This is a genomic window from uncultured Maricaulis sp., assembly GCF_963976135.1.
GTDB lineage: Bacteria > Pseudomonadota > Alphaproteobacteria > Caulobacterales > Maricaulaceae > Maricaulis.
Map to the genome: position 1 here is coordinate 17,820 of NZ_CAXBKN010000008.1, position 13,617 is coordinate 31,436.

The following is a 13,617-nucleotide window of genomic DNA, read 5'->3' on the forward strand; positions in this document are numbered from 1 at the left end:
TCTGACCCGACTTTCACCCATACCGTAATGGCGGACCGATGAGCCGGGGATGAACGGTCTGTGCCGTCCTGCAAGGCTAGTGCCTGAGGCCCCGGGGCCGCAAGCAGAAAAAGGGGCCGGTCCTTGGCGGTCCGGCCCCTGTCTGATCAGCGTCGTGACGGATTATTGCTGCCGGGCGACTTCCCAGTCGCCATAGGCATCCCGGCACATCCGGACCTGGTCATAGCTGAACGTACCGTCCGGCATATAGATCTCGGCATCGCCCCAGCGGCATTCCGTATTGCCATAGGCATAGCTGTCACGGATCACGATACTGCCGCGCACGCCGGAATAGGGATTGCCCCAGTAATAGGGTTGCCCGTTCTCGAAGGCGTAATTCATCGCATATTGATACTGGACCTTGTCGCAATCATCGAGCTGGCTGACCGCGCTGCCGAGCACGGCACCGAAACCGGCGCCGAGCAGAATTCCGGCCCCGACATTGTCGCCATCGGCCGCTGCGCCGCCAATGATTGCGCCCAGAATGGCACCGACTGCCGTGCCATTGCCATTGCTTTGATAGTGGCAGGCCCGGTCGTAATAGGCGAACTGGCGGGTGTTATAGCCATGGTCATAATAGCGGGAATTATACCGCCACCGGGTCGATGGACCGTAATGGCCGTAATAGCGCGAATTATTCCAGCCAACATTCAGATGCCGGACCCAGCGAATATCGCTGCGGTGGTCGGAGCGGTAGAATGAGTGGCGGCGCTGGGCGTATTCCTGGCGGCGGCGATCATTGCGATAGCCGACGCGGTCCCGGCCCGGACGGTAATCGTGGGAGCCGGGACGGCTGGAACCGGTTCTTGGGCCGCGCGGATTATGGGCGGGACGGCTGGTGCCGGCTCTCGGACTCCGCGGGTTATAGGCGCCATCGCGACCCGGGCGTGAGCCGGAACGGGTGGTCCCGGATCTCGGTCCGCGTGGATTATCGACTCTGTCGCGACCCGGACGTGTGTCGGGGCGGGAGGATCCTGCTCTGGGTCCGCGGGGGTTATACGCTCCATCGCGGCCCGCTTGCGCGCCGGGACGATTTGTTCCGGAACGGGTGCGTGGGCTGCTACCATTACTACCGGGGTGGGAGTCGGAGCGGCGGGTGTCTGTGTCACGTCTGCTGCTGCCCCGGACCGGCGCTGGCTGGATGCGAGGATCGGTCCGGTCCATGACCGGGCCGCCGCGCCCCGGCGCGCCATCGCCACGATTGCTGCGCACAGCATTGCGGTCCGACCGGCGATCCTGGACCCGGTCACCGCGTGGTGAACTGCGGTCGGAGCGGCTTGCGGGCGGGCGGGCCTCGCCGCGGCTATTGTCCTGCCGGCTTGGCGCCGCGGCCTGCTGGCCGCCGCGGTTTCGGGCAGGCTGCGCGGACGGGCGCGATGCGTTCGAGCGGCGCTCGGCCTGTTGATTGCCGCGATTGCGGTTTTCGGAACGGGTCCGTCGCGGGTTTTGTTCTTCCGAGGAAACAGATCGGCCAGACCCATTGCGTTCCTGGCGGCTCTGCGCTTCAGCGGCATCGGTAAATGCAAGGCCAGGCAGAAAGATCAGCGCGGCTGCCGTGGCAGTGAGCAGGCTGAATTTTGTCATCGTCGGAGGCTCCTTCATGTCGGCGTTCCGGGAATCCTCGCCCCAGTCTGGAGGAGGTTAACCAAATCTTGATGAGCCGGGGATGAACGCGCCCTTCATGTTGATGAGTCAGAAGGCCGACTGGCCGGCATGGCGCAATTTCTGGTCGGCCAGAACGATCGCTGCCATGGCTTCACCGACCGGAACGGCGCGGATGCCGACACAGGGGTCGTGACGTCCGCGAGTCTCGATTGTGGTCTCTTCGAAATCGCGGTCGAGCGTGCGCCGTTCGATGCGGATCGAGGAGGTTGGCTTGACGGCGAAGCGGACCACCAGGTCCTGGCCGGTCGAGATGCCGCCGAGCACGCCGCCATTATGGTTGGACAGGAAAACCGGGCCATCCTCGCCCATCCGCATTTCGTCAGCAGCCTCTTCACCGCGCATCGCCGCCGAGGCGAAGCCGGCACCGATCTCGACGCCCTTGACCGCATTGATCGTCATCATGGCGGCGGCCATTTCGCTGTCCAGCTTGGCATAGACCGGCGCGCCCCACCCGGCGGGCAGGCCGGAGATGACGACTTCGACGATGGCGCCCGTCGATGAACCCTCGGCGCGCAGGGTGTCCATATCGGCCGCCCAGAGCTCGGCCGTGGCGGCATCGGGGCAGAAAAACGGATTGCCGGACACGTCATCCCAATCCCAGCGCGTGCGGTCGATCTGGCGCGCGCCAACCTGGACCAGGGCGGCGCGGATGGAGATCCCGTCGCCGAGCACCTTGCGTGCGACCCCGCCCGCCGCGACGCGCGAGGCGGTCTCGCGGGCCGAGGACCGGCCGCCGCCGCGGTAATCGCGCACGCCATATTTCATATCATAGGTATAATCAGCGTGACCTGGCCGCCATTTGTCGCGGATATCGCCATAATCCTTTGAGCGCGCGTCCTGGTTTTCGATCATCAGGCTGATCGGCGTGCCGGTCGTGACCGGTCCGCCGGTGCGGTCATCGCTGAATGTGCCGGACAGGATGCGCACCTGGTCGGGTTCCTGGCGCGGGGTGACATGCCGTGATGTACCCGGCCGGCGCAGGTCGAGCCAGGGCTGGAGATCGGTTTCGCTCAACGGAATTCCGGCCGGACAGCCATCGATGACGGCACCGATCGCCGGCCCGTGGCTCTCGCCCCAGGTGGTGACCCTGAATAAATGTCCGAAAGTGTTGTGTGACATAGCCGATCCAAGCTTTTTTCAGAGCATAGTCGGCGAAAGGCCCGGCGTCACGCGGCCGACTGTGCCTTGCGAATCCAGCGCGCGAAACGGGCATTCGCCGAGGGACGCGAAAACGCCTCGATGAAATCATCGAGGGGTTCGAAATCTGCGGGGTCGGGGGTTTTCGCTGTGCCGGTGGCCAGGGTGATGATCCGGATCTGCACGCTGATATCCGGCTCGCCAACGGCCTGCAGGCAGCTGCCATCGGCCACACCGGCCGGGATGCGCACGATAATCGTCCGATCACCCGAACGCAGGGAACGGGTCAAACCACGCCGGGCCTGCTCGGAGCTGATTTCCATCTCCATACAGGCGGGCAGGTGTTTTTCGAGATGCCGGATCGCCTCGACGATGGCGGCGAGCCTGGACAGCGCCTCCGGACCTGGCTCGGTGGTGTCGGGATGCAGGGTTTTGACCTCGTCGCGGAACTTGCGTTTGGCTGCGATCAGCCCGGCGCCCGGCTCGAGGCCGAACGCAGCATAGGCTGCAGCAAGTGTCAGAACGCGCGATGTCATCCTGCTTCGATAGCGCAAGAAGATTCCTGAAAGGTTGACGCCGTTGGCAACGGGCGTAGGAAAGCATCTTGCCCTGGGAGTTTGAGCGATGACCGACAAGAAGCTGATTCCGCCAAGTCCGGATGCCGCGGCCTATGCCCGGACCAATGAAGCAAATGCGGTCGAGATTTTTGATCGCGATGAGCCGCTGGAGCTGTTTGCCGAATGGCTGGTCGACGCAAAGAAGAAAGAGCTCAATGACCCCAACGCGATGTCCCTGGCAACGGTCGATGCGGACGGTTTCCCCGATGTCCGGATGGTGCTTTTGAAGGATGTCGATCAGGGCGGATTTGTCTTCTACACCAATCTGGGCAGCGCCAAGGGGCAGCAACTGGCCGGCAATCGCGGCGCCGCCCTGTGCTTTCACTGGAAGTCGCTGCGGCGGCAGGTGCGGGTGCGCGGTGCGGTGGAGCCGGTCGATGCGGCCGAGGCTGATGCCTATTTCGCCTCCCGGGCCCGCGATAGCCGGATTGGCGCCTGGGCCTCGACACAGTCGCGCCCGCTCGAGAGCCGCTTCGCGCTCGAAAAGGCGGTGGCGCGCGAGGCTGCCCGTTTTGGTCTCGGCGAAGTGCCACGGCCAGCACACTGGTCCGGCTTTCGCCTGCGGCCGACAGCGATCGAATTCTGGCGCGACAGGCCTTTCCGGCTGCACGACCGCCTTGTCTTTACACGCGCCGATCCGGCCTCGCCATGGACTACCAATCGGCTATACCCATGATCAAGGACAGCAATGAGGGGCAGACATGACTCGGTTCATCGAAATCCTGCGAATGGCGATCGATATCGCGGTCGCGCTTTGCGCGCTATTGCTGCTGCTGACGCCCGTCTGGTTTGCGCTGGCGGCATTCGGGACCAAGTGGGAATTCTGGGGCTGGCAGACCGGCTTGAGCGCAATGACCGAGGTCTGGGGCCTGCGACTCCTGCTGGCCGGCCTGGTGACCGGGCTGCTGACGCTGGGCGCGCTCACCCTCTATCGCGTGCTGGCCCGGCAGGGCTATGGCAATTGGGTCAGCGCGGTCGCCCTGTCGCTGATCACTCTGGCGGGGCTGGCTCTGAGCCTGCAGGTCGAGGCGCGTAAAGCCGCGGCCCCGGCAGTCCTCGACGTGACGACCGATTTCAGCGACCCGCCGCATTTCTCCGCCGCCTTTACAGCGCGGCGCTCGGATCTCGATGCCAGTCTCACCTATGCGGGCAAGGCCGCGGCGGACGGGCAGAGCCTGCCCGCGCTGCAGGCAGCGCGCTATCCCGCGATCGGGACGCTGCATCTGGATGAAGCGGCAGACAGCGCCTTTGCCCGCGCCCTCGAGCTCGCGCGCGAGCAGGGCTGGCGCGTCAGCACCGCCTCGGCCGAAGCCGGAATGCTGGAGGCGGGGGCCGAGAGTTTCTGGTTCGGCTTTCGGGACGATATCGTGGTCCGGGTGAGACCCGGTCCGGCGGGCGGCAGCTTGGTCGATATTCGCTCAATGGCGCGTCAGCCGGTCCATGATCTGGGCCGCAATGCGGATCGGGTGCAGGGCTTTCTCGAGTCGCTGGAGGCGGCTCAACCCTGATCGCGCAGCTGGAAGAGGCTCGTCAGGCTGGGCTCGCCCTCGCATTCGATATGCCCGGTTTCGATCAGGTGGATCATATGGGCGAGAATCGAATGCGCCGCCGCGGGATGCAGGCGCTTGTCGACATGTGTGTAGATGATGGCGACGATTTGCGGGACAGATTGCGGGCCTGAGGCGAGGGTGTCGACAATCTGCTGCTCACGCTTCAACCGGTGATCGATATAGGCCTGAACGAATGTGTCCGGGCTTTCAACCGCTGGTCCGTGGGTCGGCCAGAGCCGCGTGAAGCCGCGGTCGCGCACGCGCGCGAGCTCTCTGAGATAATCGCCCATATGGCCGTCGGGCGGGCTGATCACGCTGGTCGACCAGGCCATGATATGGTCGCCGCTGAACAGGACGTTTTCTTCCTTCAGCGCATAGCAGACATGATTGGAGGTGTGGCCGGGCGTGTGCAGGGCTTCGACCGTCCAGCCCGGCCCGTTGAATTCCTGACCGTCGGAAATCTCGATATCGGGCGCAAAACCAACATCGTCGCCGGCTTCAAGACGCACTTCGCCGCCAGCCGGGAGGGTGTTCTGGGCGCCGAAGCCATAGACTTTGGCGCCATGCTTCGCCGCCAGCGGATGTGCGAGCGGGGAGTGGTCGAGATGATGATGGGTGACAAGGACATGGCTGACACGCTCGCCGGCCAGCGCCGCGTCGAGGGCTGCCTCATGCACGGGGTCGAACGGACCCGGATCGATCACCGCGACCTCGCCATGCCCGATGATATAGACGCCGGTCCCGGTATAGGTGAAAGGGCCTGGATTGGGCGCTGTGACGCGCCGGATCATGGGCGAGAGTGTCTCACAGACGCCGTACTCGACATCGAGTTTTTGCTGGAAGGGAATTTGAGTCATGAGCGTCTTCGTGGGTCCATGGCGGGCACCGGGCGCAGAAAGTCCAGGAAGGCAGCCGCCAGCCGTTTGGTGACCCGTATCTTGTCATCCATCGCCATGGCAATCGGCGGTCCCATATCGGTCTTGTTGACGTCGACCACGTAGAGCCGGCCATCAGCCTTGTCGCGCAACACATCCAGCCCGCCCCAGTCAAGCTGCATGGCGCGGGCGAAATCGGCCAGGCTGCCCAGTTCCGCCGCGCTCAGCACGGCCTGGCTCTCGACGACTTCGACGCTTGCATTCGAATTCGCGAACCGCTTGCCGATCGGCCGGCGCTTGAGGATGACGAGCGGAATCTGACCGCCGATCGTGGGACAGCGCAGGTCTTCGACCAGCCCGCCATCGATCGAATTGTCGATCACTTTTTGATAGACGAAGCCGGGCTCGGCGACGCAGGGCGCCTCGACGATGCGGCCGTCATGGGCGCCATTGGCTTCCGACTTGCGGACCAGCTGGCCGGTGAAACGGGCCGGATCCACATTCAGCGGGTAGCCAAAGCACCGCTCGAACACGGTGCCGACATGGCTCTTGGCGATGCTCTGGCAGTGGCGATTGATGGCCCGCGCGCCGGAGGGCCATTCCAGGGCAGAACAGGTGGTGGAATCATCGAAGCAGAAAACGGCGTCGGCCTCGCCCGCGGTTTTCGCGATTCGCGCACCGGCGAAGTGGAGCACAGACCAGATCAGATACCAGGGCCGCGGCCGGTCGGGGGCGAACCAGATTTTCGGCCCAGAACGGGACGGTCGGCGCAAGCGCCAGCCTTCGACGACAAGATAGAAGGGAAGCCAGGACAGGACTTCGCCGATCAATCCCGGTCCGAGACGCAGGCGCGCACCGGTCTTCTTGACCGTGACCACGCCTCCCTCGAACTGGAAATCCCTCCACCAAAGCGCGCGGTGCATAGCTATGGCCCTTCCGGTTCTCATGCTACGCATTCTAGTGCCGTCGCGAACACACGCAAATCACGCTCGTTCACGGACGGCGCGGAAATTGCGTGACCGAGGATTGGTTTGATTTCGAGGTAGGGAATTTGGACGTCGCCCGGTTTCTAGGCAAGCGCCTTGTGCGCATCGGATGGATGCTGTTGCTACTTGCGGCTGCCCAGCTCGCTGGTGCATTGATGGTGACCGAGCCGCAGGCATCCCGAACTGCAGCTGTTCCGCCCTTGTCCGTCGAGGATGCTGCGATGCAGCGACATAGGCTTCATTGACATCGCGGCTGCCAGCCTGAAACTGCAGCAACACTCGGATTGAGCTCTATTCAGCATGTTTGGTTTTATTTCTAGGCGAGTTCTAATCGCCATCCCTACGATTCTCGTGATCATCGCGGTCGCGTTTTTCATGATGCACGCCGCGCCCGGCGGGCCGTTCGATCTGGAACGCCCGATGCCGGATGAGACGCGGCAAATCCTCATGGCCCGTTATGGCATGGACCAGCCGGTCTGGAAGCAATACCTGGATTACATGGTCAATTTATTCCATGGCGATCTGGGCCCATCGCTGAAAGTCCGTGACAAGGACGTTGCCGAAATCGTCGCAGAAGGCTTCCCGGTCAGTGCCACAATCGGCATTTGTTCGATGATCCTGGCGGTGATTTCCGGCTCATTCCTGGGTTCGGTTGCGGCGCTGCGCCAGAATACCGGCGGCGATTTCGCGATCATGACCTTTGCCATGGTCGGTATCAGCATCCCGCCTTTCGTGATGGGCCCGATCCTGGCGCTCTTCTTTGGTCTGTATCTCGGCTGGCTGCCCACGGGCGGACTTGATCCGCGTCTCGGCATGACACCCGACCGGTTGATCCTGCCGGTCGTGACGCTGGCCCTGCCGCAGATCGCGATCATAGCCCGGCTGATGCGCGCGAGCATGATTGAGGTCCTGCGGTCCAATTACATCCGGACAGCCCGCGCCAAGGGGCTCTCGCCCTCCGCGGTCATTGTCCGCCATGCCCTGCGGTCGGCCATCCTGCCGCTGGTGAGCTATCTCGGGCCGGCGTCGGCGGCGCTGATTTCCGGCTCGCTGGTGATCGAGGTCGTGTTCCAGCTGCCCGGAATCGGCAAGCATTTCATCGATGCGGCCCTGCAGCGTGACTACACATTGGTGATGGGTGTCGTGATCATTTACGCCAGCCTCATCATCGTCCTCAATCTGGTCGCGGACCTGCTGTATGGGGTCCTCAATCCGAAGGTGAAGTACGAATAATGAGCACGCTTGCAACACCCGGCGAAAAGGCTGAACTGATCGAAACGGCCGCAGTCCGCGGCCGCTCGCTGTGGGAAGACGCGCGCGCCCGCCTGATGCGGAACAAGGCCGCTGTCGTCAGCCTTATTGTTCTTGGCACGCTGATCGTGCTGGCCGTTCTCGGCCAGTTCGGCGTCTGGGTGCATGATTACGACACGATTTATCGCGAAGAAGTCTGGGTGCCGCCGACGTTTGAGAACTGGCATCTTTTCGGCACTGACGCCCAGGGCCGTGACATGGTCGCGCGAACACTGGTCGGCCTTGGCGTTTCGCTGATGGTCGGCATTGTCGCCACCATTGTCTCGCTGGTGATCGGCGTGACCTGGGGCGCGACGGCCGGCTTCATCGGCGGCCGTGTCGATCAGGCGATGATGCGCTTTGTCGACATCCTGTATTCCCTGCCCTTCATCTTCTTCGTCATCATTCTGATGGTGGTTTTCGGGCGCAATATCATCCTGATCTTCGTGGCGATCGGCGCCGTTGAATGGCTGACCATGGCGCGCATCGTGCGCGGTCAGACGATCGCGCTGAAGCGAATGGAATTTGTTGAAGCGGCCGAGGCCGCCGGTGTCTCGCGCTGGATGATCATCCAGCGCCACATCATCCCCAATGTGCTCGGTCCGGTCGTCGTCTATGTGACGCTGATGATTCCGGTCGTCATCCTGGCCGAGAGCTTTCTGAGCTTTCTCGGTCTCGGTGTGCAGGAGCCACTGACCTCGCTCGGCCGGCTGATCTCGGCCGGTGCGCAGGACATGGAAGTGGCCCCCTGGACCCTGATTGTGCCGGCGGTGACGATGATGGTGACCCTGTTCTGTCTCAATTTCATCGGCGATGGTTTGCGCGACGCCATCGATCCCAAGGATCGGTGATCGCCGGGGCGCAGCTGTACCAATGCGGTCAGCCCGAGGCGTTCGGGCACTACCGGACATGAAAAAAAAAGGGCCGCCCGATCCGGGTGGCCCTTTTGTCTGTCGTCTGGTCCCGGGGATGAAACCGGGCCGTGCCGGCGCTAGCGCTGACGCTCCACCGCAATCGCACGGCCGCGGCCATTGACCCGAAGCAGGAAACTGCTCATCGCGCCGCGGCGGATTTCTGCGGTCAAACCCTCGGTATTGCGCGGCAGGCGAACGGTGAGATCATCTTTCTGGCGCCAGACCTGGCCGTTTTCCATGTAGAAGATCGTCGTATTATAGCCAACGGTCCGCGTGCGGGCGATGGTCATCATGACCCGGTCGACATTGCCGTCGGCACCGCGGTCCAGGATCTGGACATCGGTTGCGGCCGCCGTCGCCGTATCGCTCGTGGCTGCGGGCGCCGGGCTCGGCGTCGCGGCAGACGCTGCAGCGGTCTCACCGCTGGAGCTGGCGGCATCGGCAGCGGCAACCAGTGTATTGGCATCGCGCACATTGGCCTCGGCGCGTCCGGCCAGCAATGGCACGCGGAAGCGCGGCAGGCTCGGCATGGAGAAACCGAAACTGTCACGCTCGACGGCTTCGACATCCTCGCGCATCACGGTGACGATATCGCCACTCGAATGGGCCGAGGCAAGGGTCGCGGCGGCGCTGTCGAAACAGGCGAGGCGGGCCTCGATCGGCTCAATCGCGCGGCAGGCCAGAATATCGGCAACCGGATCGTCCGCCAGCGCGGTGGCGGGCGTCAGTACGGCGATGCCGCTCAGCGCGGCGATCAGGGCAAGACGTGAGGTCATCATGTAAACCAACTCCTGGTGGGTTATTGCGTGCGCCGGGCCCGGAACCAACGGCCGTTCTCGCCGAGGCGCATCATGTAGGAATCAAGCGCGGCGCTGCGAATGCTGGCGCCCTCGCTCGCATCAATACTGCGCGCGATATGGGTCGAGTCGGAATCCAGCTGTTGCCAGACCTGGCCATTGGCCAGCGTGACGACGGCGCGCCGCGAACGATTGAAGCTGATGCTGGCAATCGCCAGATTGTCGATCCGGTCAATCTGACCGGTCTCATCGCGTGACACGGCGCGATTGCCCGAGGCGGGATCGGTCGCACCGGCGGCGGCAAGATCGCTGGCACTGCCACGCGGCATGCCCAATCGCGGCATGGAAGGCAGGCTGAAACCGGGAATCCGCAGGCCATAGGTGGCCTCTTCGGCCGCTTCGACATCATCGCGATTGACCGCAATAATACTGCCGGCAGCCGCTTCGCTGCGCAGGGCCGCGACCGCGGCATCAAGGCAGGTCAGGCGCGCGGCATTTTCGGCGATCGATTCACAGGCGAAGAGGTCATCGAGCGGCGCGCCCGGCGTTTGCGCCAGCGCCGGTGATGGCAGGGAAATGGCGGCTGCGAGAAGCAGTAATCGAGTGTTCATGTTCACACGCTTATCTAAAGGATGGAGATGACTATGCGCGACGCGTCGGCAAGTGTCGACCGGCAGATGATGTTGCGCTAGATAGACCATCAGCGAATCGCTTGGATACCTTGGGAGGGGAGACCGAAATCGTGACCCGCACTAAATTACTGTTCGCCATGCTCGCATCCGCATCAGCTCTGGCTCTGGCCGGTTGTGGCGGCGAAGGGCCTCCGCCATCCGATGAGGTGGTCATCCACCGCGGCAATAATGCCGAGCCCCTGTCGCTCGATCCGCACAAGGCCAGCGGCACCTGGGAAAACAATATCATCGGCGACATGTTCGTCGGCCTTTTCACCGAAGACCCCGATGCGCACCCGGTTCCGGGCATGGCCGAGAGCTGGGAAGTCAGCGACGACAGCCTGACCTGGACCTTCCACCTGCGTGAATCATACTGGTCCGATGGCGAGCCGGTAACGGCGGGCGATTTTGTCTATGCCTGGCGCCGGATCGCCAACCCGGAAACCGGTGCGCAATATGTTTCCCTGCTCTATCCAATCGTCGGTATGGCGGCGGTCAGCCGCGGTGAGGCTCCACCGGAGGCGATTGGCGTCATAGCGGTTGATGACCGGACGCTGGAAATCCATCTGGAAAACCCGGCGCCCTATCTGCCGGGCCTGTTGACCCACTACACGACCTTCCCCTTGCCCCAGCACATCGTCGAGCAATTCGGTGATGAGTGGGTCCGCCCCGAGAATATCGAGGTCAACGGCCCCTACAAGCTGATCGACTGGCGCACGAATAACTTCGTCCATCTCAGCCGCAATTCCTATTTCTTCGATGATGCCAATTCGTGCATTGACGAGGTTTATTACTACCCGACGGTCGACAATAGTGCGGCCGGGCGGCGGGTGCGTAATGGCGAACTCGACCTGAATATGGAATTCCCGGGTCAGCAGATGGAATTCCTGCGCCGGGAAATCCCCGACTATGTGCGCGTCCATCCCTATATGGGCACAGTGTATTTCTCCATCAACACGACGCTGGAGCAATTCTCTGATCCGTCCGTGCGCAATGCGCTGGGCATGGCGATCGACCGGGAGTTCATCGCCAATGAAATCCTGCGCGCCGGACAATTGCCGGCCTATTCGCTGGTCCCTCCGGGCATCGACAATTATGTCAGCGGTGTGGAAGCCAGCTGGGCCGATATCCCGGTGGAACAGCGGCGCGCCACGGCCCGCGAACTGCTGACCGAGGCCGGCTATGGCCCGGATAATCCATTCCGCTTTGAATACACCTACCGGGCGACTGCGGATAATCCGCGCGTCGCGCCGGTCGTCCAGAATGACTGGTCGGCGATTGCCGAGTGGGTCCAGCCGGAATTGATCGTCAATGACACCCAGATTCACTACGACAATCTGCGCGCCTCTGACTTCGAGATCGCGGATGGTGGCTGGATCGCCGACTATAACGACCCGTATAATTTCCTCTTCCTCGGCGAGTTCCGTTCGGTGCCGATGAATTACTCCCGCTATAATAATCCGGAGTATGACGCACTCGTGGAGCAGGCCAATCGGGAGCAGGATCTGGGCGTTCGGGCCGGCTTGCTGGCACAGGCCGAGCAAATGCTGATCGATGACATGCCGATCATTCCGCTTGTCTATTACGTCAACAAGAACCTGGTGAATCCACGCGTTACCGGATGGGTCGACAATCTGACCGATATCCACCGTACGCGTTACCTGTGTTTTGCCGATATCGATCGCTCCGAAACTGCGACCGAATAATCGCGCGCTTGTCAGATGAGGGCCTCCCGACCTAGCTTGAGCTGAATTCGAGCAAGGTTGGGGGGCTCTCATGTCAGGCGGCGACAGTATTTCAGACGCGATTATTGCCGATTCAGCGGGCGGTGAGCTGGGTGATGCGATTCACGCATCACGGCGCAAGAAGCGCGTCCGACCCTCGGCATTCGAGCCGGCCTATGCCGCCGGCCTGTGCAGCAATTGCGGCACCAAGCTGATTGGTCCGGTGTGCCATAGTTGCGGACAGACCGCGGAAACCTATCACCGGCCGATCTGGGATTTATTGCTCGATGTCCTCGACGGGCTGTTCGGGCTCGAGGGGCGTTTGTGGCGCACCCTGCCGCCGCTGATGTTTCAGCCCGGCAAGCTGACCCGGCGATATCTCTCCGGCGCCCGCGCCCGCTATGTGATGCCCTTCAGGCTGTATCTGACAGCGAGTGTTCTCTTTTTCCTGATCGTTTTTGCCTTCAACAGTTTTGAGAGCAATCCCGATGCCCAGATCCTGTCCATCGGTGCCCGGGAGGCCATGGATACGGCGGTCGGTGAAATTCCGCTGGACGAGCTCAATGATCAGCTCGAGCAGCAGGGTATATCGGAGGCGCAACGCGCCGCGATCACGGAGCAGATCGCGCGTGGATCGGAGGCGCTGGCCCCGCCCGCCGACCCGAATGAGACTCCCGAGGAGCGGGCCGCGCGAGAATCCGTCGGGACCGATGAGTTGAAACGCGCGATCCGGGAAGCCCTGTTGCCGGCGCCTGTCGCCAATGCCGACGATGACGGGGCAGGAAATGGCGCCGGTGCACCCGATGCCGCCGGTTCATCCCAGACGGATGAGGTGCAGATTAGCGGCCTTGACGAATTGCCGGTCGAGGCCCGCGAGCGTCTGGCCGACCAGGCCGACCGCATTATCGATGATGGCGGCGCATCAGTGGTGTCGTCGATGCAGGTGTGGGCGCCAAGGCTGATGTTTGGCCTGTTGCCGATCTATGCCCTCTTGCTGGCGATCACCCATTTCTACAAGCGCGGCTATTTCTTCTACGACCATCTGGTCGTCTCGCTCCACTTCCATTCCGTGCTTTTCTTCGGCTTTATCCTGGTGCTGGCACTGGGTTCGGTGATCGGACCGGCACCGGCCGGGGCGGGCTTTGTCGTCTGGTCGAATTATTACCTCTACCGGCTGCATCGCGTCGTCTACCGGCATGGCCGTTTCTCGTCCCTTTTGCGGACGATATTCATGGATATTTCCTATGGCATCATTCTCTCCTTCGGCATGCTGATCCTGTTGATTATCGGGATGCTGTCGGTCTGAGTCCGGCAGGAAAAAGGGCCCGCAGCGTGTGCTGCAGGCCCCTGAT

Annotated in this window: 14 protein-coding genes; 7 read left to right on the forward strand and 7 right to left on the reverse strand. The window is 62.7% G+C overall.

The annotated features are described in order from the left end of the window. Positions 1 to 162: 162 nt before the first annotated feature. The 3 genes from AAC023_RS02025 to AAC023_RS02035 form a co-directional block, all read right to left on the reverse strand. On the reverse strand, positions 163 to 1,623 hold the full coding sequence (locus AAC023_RS02025) for a hypothetical protein (RefSeq protein ID WP_339737597.1): 1,461 nt from the start codon (positions 1,621 to 1,623) through the stop codon (positions 163 to 165). A gap of 108 nt (positions 1,624 to 1,731) precedes the next feature. Then, positions 1,732 to 2,823, reverse strand: coding sequence for a chorismate synthase (aroC, locus tag AAC023_RS02030; protein WP_339737599.1), 1,092 nt, complete (start codon positions 2,821 to 2,823; stop codon positions 1,732 to 1,734). 47 nt (positions 2,824 to 2,870) lie between these two features. Beyond that, entirely contained in the window at positions 2,871 to 3,377 is a 507-nt protein-coding gene (locus AAC023_RS02035; RefSeq protein WP_339737601.1) for a hypothetical protein, read from the reverse strand. Between the two features lie 88 nt (positions 3,378 to 3,465). On the opposite strand from AAC023_RS02035, the gene pdxH reads away from it, so the two are divergent. Beyond that, positions 3,466 to 4,134 (forward strand): pyridoxamine 5'-phosphate oxidase, encoded by a 669-nt coding sequence (pdxH, locus tag AAC023_RS02040; protein ID WP_339737603.1) that lies wholly within the window; start codon positions 3,466 to 3,468, stop codon positions 4,132 to 4,134. Between the two features lie 25 nt (positions 4,135 to 4,159). Beyond that, positions 4,160 to 4,966: a DUF1499 domain-containing protein gene (locus tag AAC023_RS02045; protein ID WP_339737604.1), complete on the forward strand. Its 807-nt coding sequence runs from the start codon at positions 4,160 to 4,162 to the stop codon at positions 4,964 to 4,966. Here AAC023_RS02045 and AAC023_RS02050 read toward each other — a convergent pair. Both AAC023_RS02050 and AAC023_RS02055 read right to left on the reverse strand, forming a co-directional pair. Next, a complete protein-coding gene (locus AAC023_RS02050) occupies positions 4,957 to 5,865 on the reverse strand; it encodes an MBL fold metallo-hydrolase (protein ID WP_339737606.1) in 909 nt (302 codons plus the stop codon). The two genes, AAC023_RS02045 and AAC023_RS02050, sit on opposite strands and share 10 nt — an antisense overlap. Further along, a complete protein-coding gene (locus AAC023_RS02055) occupies positions 5,862 to 6,806 on the reverse strand; it encodes a hypothetical protein (protein ID WP_339737608.1) in 945 nt (314 codons plus the stop codon). The genes AAC023_RS02050 and AAC023_RS02055 overlap by 4 nt, the downstream gene beginning before the upstream one ends. A gap of 92 nt (positions 6,807 to 6,898) precedes the next feature. Here AAC023_RS02055 and AAC023_RS02060 point away from each other — a divergent pair, with 92 nt between their 5' ends. Genes AAC023_RS02060 through AAC023_RS02070 form a run of 3 tightly spaced genes read left to right on the forward strand, consistent with a single transcriptional unit; the run spans position 6,899 to position 9,010 of the window. Beyond that, positions 6,899 to 7,114, forward strand: coding sequence for a hypothetical protein (locus AAC023_RS02060; protein WP_339737610.1), 216 nt, complete (start codon positions 6,899 to 6,901; stop codon positions 7,112 to 7,114). Positions 7,115 to 7,169: 55 nt separating this feature from the next. Next, positions 7,170 to 8,102, forward strand: a complete 933-nt coding sequence (locus tag AAC023_RS02065; protein WP_339737612.1) for an ABC transporter permease subunit — start codon at positions 7,170 to 7,172, stop codon at positions 8,100 to 8,102. Then, positions 8,102 to 9,010, forward strand: a complete 909-nt coding sequence (locus tag AAC023_RS02070; protein WP_339737614.1) for an ABC transporter permease subunit — start codon at positions 8,102 to 8,104, stop codon at positions 9,008 to 9,010. The genes AAC023_RS02065 and AAC023_RS02070 overlap by 1 nt, the downstream gene beginning before the upstream one ends. 140 nt (positions 9,011 to 9,150) lie before the next feature. Here the strand turns inward: AAC023_RS02070 and AAC023_RS02075 are convergent, their stop codons facing one another. Together AAC023_RS02075 and AAC023_RS02080 are read right to left on the reverse strand one after the other, a co-directional pair. Continuing rightward, positions 9,151 to 9,852 (reverse strand): hypothetical protein, encoded by a 702-nt coding sequence (locus AAC023_RS02075; protein WP_339737616.1) that lies wholly within the window; start codon positions 9,850 to 9,852, stop codon positions 9,151 to 9,153. 20 nt (positions 9,853 to 9,872) lie between these two features. After that, complete coding sequence (locus AAC023_RS02080) at positions 9,873 to 10,481, reverse strand: hypothetical protein (RefSeq protein ID WP_339737618.1); 609 nt, start codon at positions 10,479 to 10,481, stop codon at positions 9,873 to 9,875. Positions 10,482 to 10,612: 131 nt separating this feature from the next. Here AAC023_RS02080 and AAC023_RS02085 point away from each other — a divergent pair, with 131 nt between their 5' ends. Next, a complete protein-coding gene (locus AAC023_RS02085; protein WP_339737620.1) occupies positions 10,613 to 12,247 on the forward strand; it encodes a peptide ABC transporter substrate-binding protein in 1,635 nt (544 codons plus the stop codon). A gap of 70 nt (positions 12,248 to 12,317) precedes the next feature. After that, positions 12,318 to 13,571: a DUF3667 domain-containing protein gene (locus tag AAC023_RS02090; RefSeq protein ID WP_339737622.1), complete on the forward strand. Its 1,254-nt coding sequence runs from the start codon at positions 12,318 to 12,320 to the stop codon at positions 13,569 to 13,571. Positions 13,572 to 13,617 lie beyond the last annotated feature (46 nt).